General features: G+C 62.8%; 1 protein-coding gene. It reads right to left on the bottom strand.

From position 1 onward, the window contains the following. Window positions 1-6528: non-ribosomal peptide synthetase (locus A2J01_RS26825; protein ID WP_156519422.1), on the bottom strand; the 6528-nt coding region annotated here is incomplete at both ends.

The following is a 6528-nucleotide window of genomic DNA, read 5'->3' as shown; positions in this document are numbered from 1 at the left end:
CACCACCCCACCACACACCAACCCCCCACCACCCACACCAGCAAACCGCCCATCCAACACATCCACCAACGTCAAACCCCCCACCACAACCCCCACACCATCCCAACCACCCACCACCAACCCACGCTCACCGGCGACAAACACGTCGACCTCACCGACCGGTGTATCCGCGTTCGCTGCGAAGGCGGCAAGAATCCGCGACATTCGCTGTGCAATGGTGTCGACCGCGGCGCGGTCGAATGCCGCCGGCTGGTACCGCAGGCTGACCTGCAGCGTCGGTTCCGCGACCGACAGCACGGTGAGCGGGTAATGCGTGGCGTCGCGGGCATTCACAGCGGTGACGCGCATACCGGCAATGTCGGTGTTCCCGCCCATCCCCGAGGTATCGATCGGATACGACTCGAAGACCGACAGTGTGTCGAACAAATTGCCTGTCCCTACGACAGATTGAATCGCGCCGAGTCCGACATAGTGATGATCGAGCAGAGCTGTCTGCTCGCTTTGCAGTCGAGCGAGCAGCTGCGTACACGTCTCGTCCGGATCCAGTTGCACTCGGACAGGCAACGTGTTGATCAGCAGCCCCATCATGTTTTCCACACCAGACAACTCGGGTGAGCGGCCCGAAACCGTGACGCCGAAGACTACGTCGTCACGGGAAAGCATCCGAGACAGTAGGACACCCCACGCCGCCTGGATCACCGTGTTCATCGTGATCCCGCTCCGTTGGACCAGCGCACCGAGTCCGTCGCGCACCGAATCGGGTAGATCGACGGCAACCTCTTCGGGCACCAGCTGCTCCGCGATCGGCGTCGAAGGCGCCAACAACGTCGGCTCGTCGACGCCTTCCAAGGCGTCCTCCCACGCCGCGAGCGAGGTCTCCATATCGCGGTGCATCAACCATTCCAGATAGGCGCGGTAGGAGGGAGTCTCGGGAAGATCGGCCGGGGCCCTCTCGACCGGGAGACCGTCGGCCGCGTATCGCATCAACAGTTCGCGAACCAGCAACGGTATCGACCAGCCGTCGAGAACGATGTGATGGTTCGTCACCACCAACACGCACCTCGTCGGCGAGGTTCGCAGCAGCGTCAGCCGAAGCAGTGGCGGCGAAGCGAGGTCGAAGGGTGCACTGCGGTCCTCGTCGAGGCGGCGCTCCAGATCTGCGTCGGTTGCCGATCCGCGATCACTCAGGTCGACCTCGGTCCAGGGAATCACTGCATCGTCGACAATCAACTGCACCGGTAGGCCGTTCACGTCGTAGAGAAACGCTGCACACAGATTCGGGTGGTTTGCGAGTAGTCCGGCAGCAGCGCCGCGCAAACGCTCGGAATCAACCGCTCCTTCGAGCTCGACGCACAACTGCGCTGTGTAGACGTCCGTCGACGTGGCCGCCAGTGAGGCATGGAACATCAGCCCGGCCTGAAGGGGCGACACCGACCAGACATCTTGCAATCCGGGGAAGTCGTTCTCCCAGCGTTCGATCTGTTGTTGGTCGACCGAGACGAGGGGAATGTCCGACGGCGTCAGACCGCCCGCATCAGGTCGCGACGCGTGCGCGGTGAGTCCGTCGAGCGCACGACGCCACAGTTCCGCGAACTCCGCGATGTCAGACCTGTCGAGCACTCCGCGGGGAAAGGTGAAAGATGCTGTCAGGCAGGGCCCGTCGACATGGTCCTCAACCGCCGCGTTGATGTCGATCACGGACGCCACAGGCATGGACGGGTTCTGGGTTCCGCCGAGCCTTCGATTGCCCTCCACCGGCAGCCAGTCCTGTGTTCCGTCAGAGGAGCTGATCCGGCCCAGATAGTTGAAACTGATCTGAGGAGAACGGAATCGGCCGAGTGAGTCGCTCTCGCCCGACAGGTACCGCAACATCCCGAATCCGATTCCATGATCGGGGATCGCACGCACGTACTCTTTGACAGCTTTGAGAGCCCGCCCGGCGTCGGCGCCACCTGCCAGTGCGTCGTCGACGTCGATTGCGCCAAGTTCCACGCGCACCGGGTAGAGCGTGGTGAACCAACCAACGGTGCGAGCGAGGTCTGCACCAGGAACCGCTCCTTCCTCGCGCCCGTGTCCTTCGAGCGTGATCAGGGCGGCAGCGGTATCCATACCGCGGCGTCGTCGCCACTCGATCGAGGCCAACGCAACAGCGGTGACGAGTCCGTCGTTCACGCCCGCGTGGAATGCCGCAGGAACCGTGGTGAGAAGGTTCCTGGTCGCCGAAGGCGAGATGTCCACTGTAACGGTGTCGACCGTGTCGTCGACGTCGATCGTGGGATCGAGTGGGCGCGAACCGATCAACGGGTCATCGCCGTCCAGGATCGTTTTCCATATGTCCAGTTCGACGCTCCGGTCGCCCACGTGCTCGACAAGCCCATGCGCCCATCGCCGGAACGACGTTCCGATCTGTGACAGTTCGGGCGTGACACCGGCCTGGAGTTGTGCTGTCACCGACGCCAGGTCGGTGACCAGAATGCGCCACGAGACGCCGTCGACAACCAGGTGATGAATCACCACAAGTAGTCGGCCCCGCCCGGTCGACACGTCAGGTTTGTCGGCCAGGTCGAACCAGATCACGCGCACCATGTCAGCCGTGGCGGGATCCAAGCTGTCGGCCACGGCCTCGAGTTCTCCCGACGCCAAGGCCCTGAAACCTTCGTCGTCCACCGAATCGACAGCTACGCGGTGGATCAGTCCTTCGGCCGAGATCGAGCCGGGTGGTAAGACTTCCATGACCCGGTCACTCTCAACCAAGCGAGCTCGAAGCATTCCGTGGCGGTCCAGCAACACCTGGAGACCACGGACAAGGAGGTCCTGGGTGAGATCAGCGGGAGCTGTCAGCAAGAGCGCCTGGGAGAACCGTTTCACTCCGCCGCCACGCAGCCCGCCACTGCTGCGGTCGAGCATCCACTGCGCCACCGGGCTCAGTGGAACAGTTCCGACAGCGGATCCCGGTAGCTCCGCGAGTACATCAGGCCTGTCCTGCTCAAGGTGCGCCGACTCGGCAAGCGCGGCGACGGATTTGTGGTCGAAAACATCTCGGGGTGAGATGATCACACCCGCATCGCGAGCGCGGGCCACCAATTGGATGGACATGATGCTGTCGCCACCGAGCTCGAAGAACGAATCATGCACTCCTACCGCGTCGAGACCGAGAACCTGCGCGAACAGAGCGGCAAGAAGATTCTCGGTTTCCGTTCGCGGTGGCCGGTCGGGTGTGGCGGCGGACGAGAAATCGGGTGTGGGAAGCGCTGCGCGGTCGAGTTTTCCGTGAACCGTCAGCGGAACGGCGTCGAGCACCACCACCGCCGCCGGCACCATGTACGACGGCAGGCGCTTGCCTGCATGGGCGAGGACGTCTCGCGGATCGACACTCGCTCCGCGATCGGGAACCACGTAGCCGATCAACCGATCCCTGCCGTCGCCGTTCCAGACGGCCGTCACCGCCTGGGCCACGCGCGGGTGCGTCTGCAGTGCCACCTCGACTTCCCCGAGTTCGATGCGGAACCCACGGACTTTGACTTGGGCATCGGTGCGCCCGAGATACTCCAGCCGTCGGTCGGGCGTCCACCGCACGCGATCGCCCGTGCGATAGATCCGCGTTCCCGGCGCACCGAAGGGATCTGCGACAAACTGCGTGGCGGTCAACGGGTATCGCCGGTGATAGCCGCGAGCGAGAGCCGGCCCGGCAAGATACAACTCCCCCGCGACACCTACCGGTACCGCTCGCAGACGCGAGTCCAGCACTACCTCGCTGAATCCGCGAGTAGGTGTGCCGATAGTGACCGGGTCGTTCGGAGCCAGTGCCGCACTGATGCTCGACACGACAGTTGCCTCGGTAGGACCGTAGGCGTTGAACATCTTTCTGCCCGGAGCCCAGCGGGCCACCAATTCCGGCGGACACGCTTCCCCACCTGTCACGACACAACCGACAGTGGTGAGACCGTCTGGGTCGACGGACGTTAAGGCCGCCGGAGTCACAAAACAATGGGTGACGCGCTCGCGCTCCAGTAACGCCGCCAGTTCCGACCCGCCGTAGACGGCCGGTGGCACGATCACCATCGTGGCTCCAGCACCAACGGCCATCACGAGCTCGAGAACCGACGCGTCGAAACTCGGCGAAGCGAAGTGCAGAGTTCTGGATCGGGTCGTGGCGGCGAAGGTCTCACGCTCCTGGAGCGCGAAGTCGCTCAACCCGCGATGTGTGACCGTCACGCCCTTGGGTGTTCCTGTCGACCCCGACGTGTAGATCAGATAGACCGGATTGTCGATGCGAATCGGTGCCTTCCGATCCGCGTCGGTGACTTTCGATGGCGAGTACGCCCGCAGCCGTTCCTCGAAACCGGCATCGTCGAGGACCAGCCACGGCACGAGGCCGGACAATGCCGCGTTGTGAGCTCGAGACGTTATCCCCCACCCTGCACCGGAGTCGCCCAGCATGTGCTCGATACGAGCAGCAGGATGTCCCGGGTCCACGGGAAGGAATGCCGCACCTGTCTTGGCAATGGACCACACCGCCAGAACGGACTCGATGGAGCGTGGGAGACACATCGCCACCACCGATTCGGGACCCACTCCGGATTCGATCAGCATGCGGGCCAATCGGTTCGACTGCGCGTCGAGTTCGAGATAGGTCACTTCACGTTCCTCGAACACCAGCGCAACGGCGCCGGGATCCTGGGCAGTCGCCATATCTGTTGCTGCAGTCAGCAAATCCGGAAGGGTCTGAACAGCGGCGGAAATCTCACCTCGCACGGGTACCAGTTCGGCTGACTCATAGGCGTCGAGGATCTCGATATCTCCGATCCGTGATTGCGGATCCGTGATAACGCGCTCGAGAATCCGTTGCAGGCGGTCGGCGAAGCCCGCTACCGTTTCCTCGTCGAAAATATCTGTGGCATATCCGAATTCGGCGCGAAGACCGTCCGATTCGCCGGCTGCGCCGGCGTTCTGCGTCACCGTCAACTGAAGATCGAAGTTGATGGTGTCGATCTCGACGCCCACGTCGGTCACCTGCAGGTCGGGGAGTTCGAGTGCAGGCCGTTCGATGTCTTGGAACTCCAACATGACTTGAAACAGGGGCGAGTACGCCGTCGAACGTGAAGGATTCACGATCTCGACGACTCTTTCGAACGGCACGTCCGCGTGAATGAAGGCGCTCAGATCTACGTTTCGGACCTGGTCGAGGAAGTCTCCGAAAGTTGCGCCGCGGTCCACTGCAGTGCGCAACACCAACGTGTTGACGAACATGCCCACCAGGTCGTCGAGTTCGCGCTCCCCACGCCCGGCGATGGGAGTTCCGACGGCTACGTCGTCCTCATCACTGAGCCTCGCCAGCAGCACTGCCAAGGCTGCGTGCACAACCATGAAGACCGTGGCGTTGTGTTTGCGCGACAGGGCAACCACACCGGCATGCACCTTCGGACCGAACACGAACCTGATCCGTCCGCGTCGAAGCGAACGCACATCAACACGCGGTCGATCGGTCGGAATGTCGAGAACCTCCGGTGCGCCCGCAAGATTCTCGGCCCAATAGCCGAGCTGTTTCGAGATCAGAGACCGAGAGTCCGATTCCGAGCCCAACCAACCACGTTGCCACAACGCGTAGTCGGCATACTGGATCCCGAGCGGCGCCCACTGCGGTGCCTCACCGTTCACACGGGAGGTGTATGCGCTCATGAGATCTCGGGCCAGCGGTACCGTGGAGAATCCGTCGGCGGCGATGTGGTGAATCACGATCACCAGGACATGCGAGTGGACCTGGTCGTCTCGCCGCAACAAGGTGGCGCGCATCGCGACCTGCTGCATGACGTCGAAACCATCCGAAACGATCTGCCGGCAACGCTCGCGCAGCTCTTCCTCTCCCTGCACAAGTATCGGTGCAAGATCCGATACCACCTGTGAGGTAGACATGATCACTTGACGCGGGCCGTCGTCAGTGAGAGGAAAAACAGTGCGCAAGGACTCGTGCCGCTCGACGACGTCGACAAATGCCGCGTGAAGTGCACTCAGATTCACTGTGCCGTCGAGCCTCAACGCGCACGCGACGTTGTAGGCGGCGGACTCGGGGTCGAACTGATTCGCAAACCACATTCGCTCCTGCGCCGGCGAAAGTGGGATATCCGTCGTCGTACCCCGCGGCCTCAACGCCGGCTTGGCCCCCTCTCCTCCGCGACACTGCGCCAACTCGGCCAGCGCTGCAACGGTAGAAGCATCGAAGACGTCGCGAATGTTGATCCGTTCGCCGAGAACAGAATTCACTCGCGCAACCAGCCTGGCCGCACTGAGAGAGTTCCCACCCAGGGCAAAAAAGTCGTCGTTCACGCCCACCGTCGACGTTCCCAGCAGATCATCGAAGATTGCGGCAACCGTCTCCTCGACCGGCGTTCGTGGCGCAACATACTGCAGCGGTTGAGGTTCGAAGTTGACGTCCGGGAGGGCTTTACGGTCCAACTTCCCATGCACCGTCACCGGAAACTCCCCCAACACCACCACCACCGACGGCACCATGAACCCCGGAAGAGACCT

The sequence above is a fragment of the Rhodococcus sp. EPR-134 genome (genome assembly GCF_001647205.1).
Classification (GTDB): Bacteria; Actinomycetota; Actinomycetes; order Mycobacteriales; family Mycobacteriaceae; genus Rhodococcus_F; species Rhodococcus_F qingshengii.
Note: the sequence above shows the minus strand (reverse complement) of the source record. Positions and strands in the feature narration are given on the sequence as shown.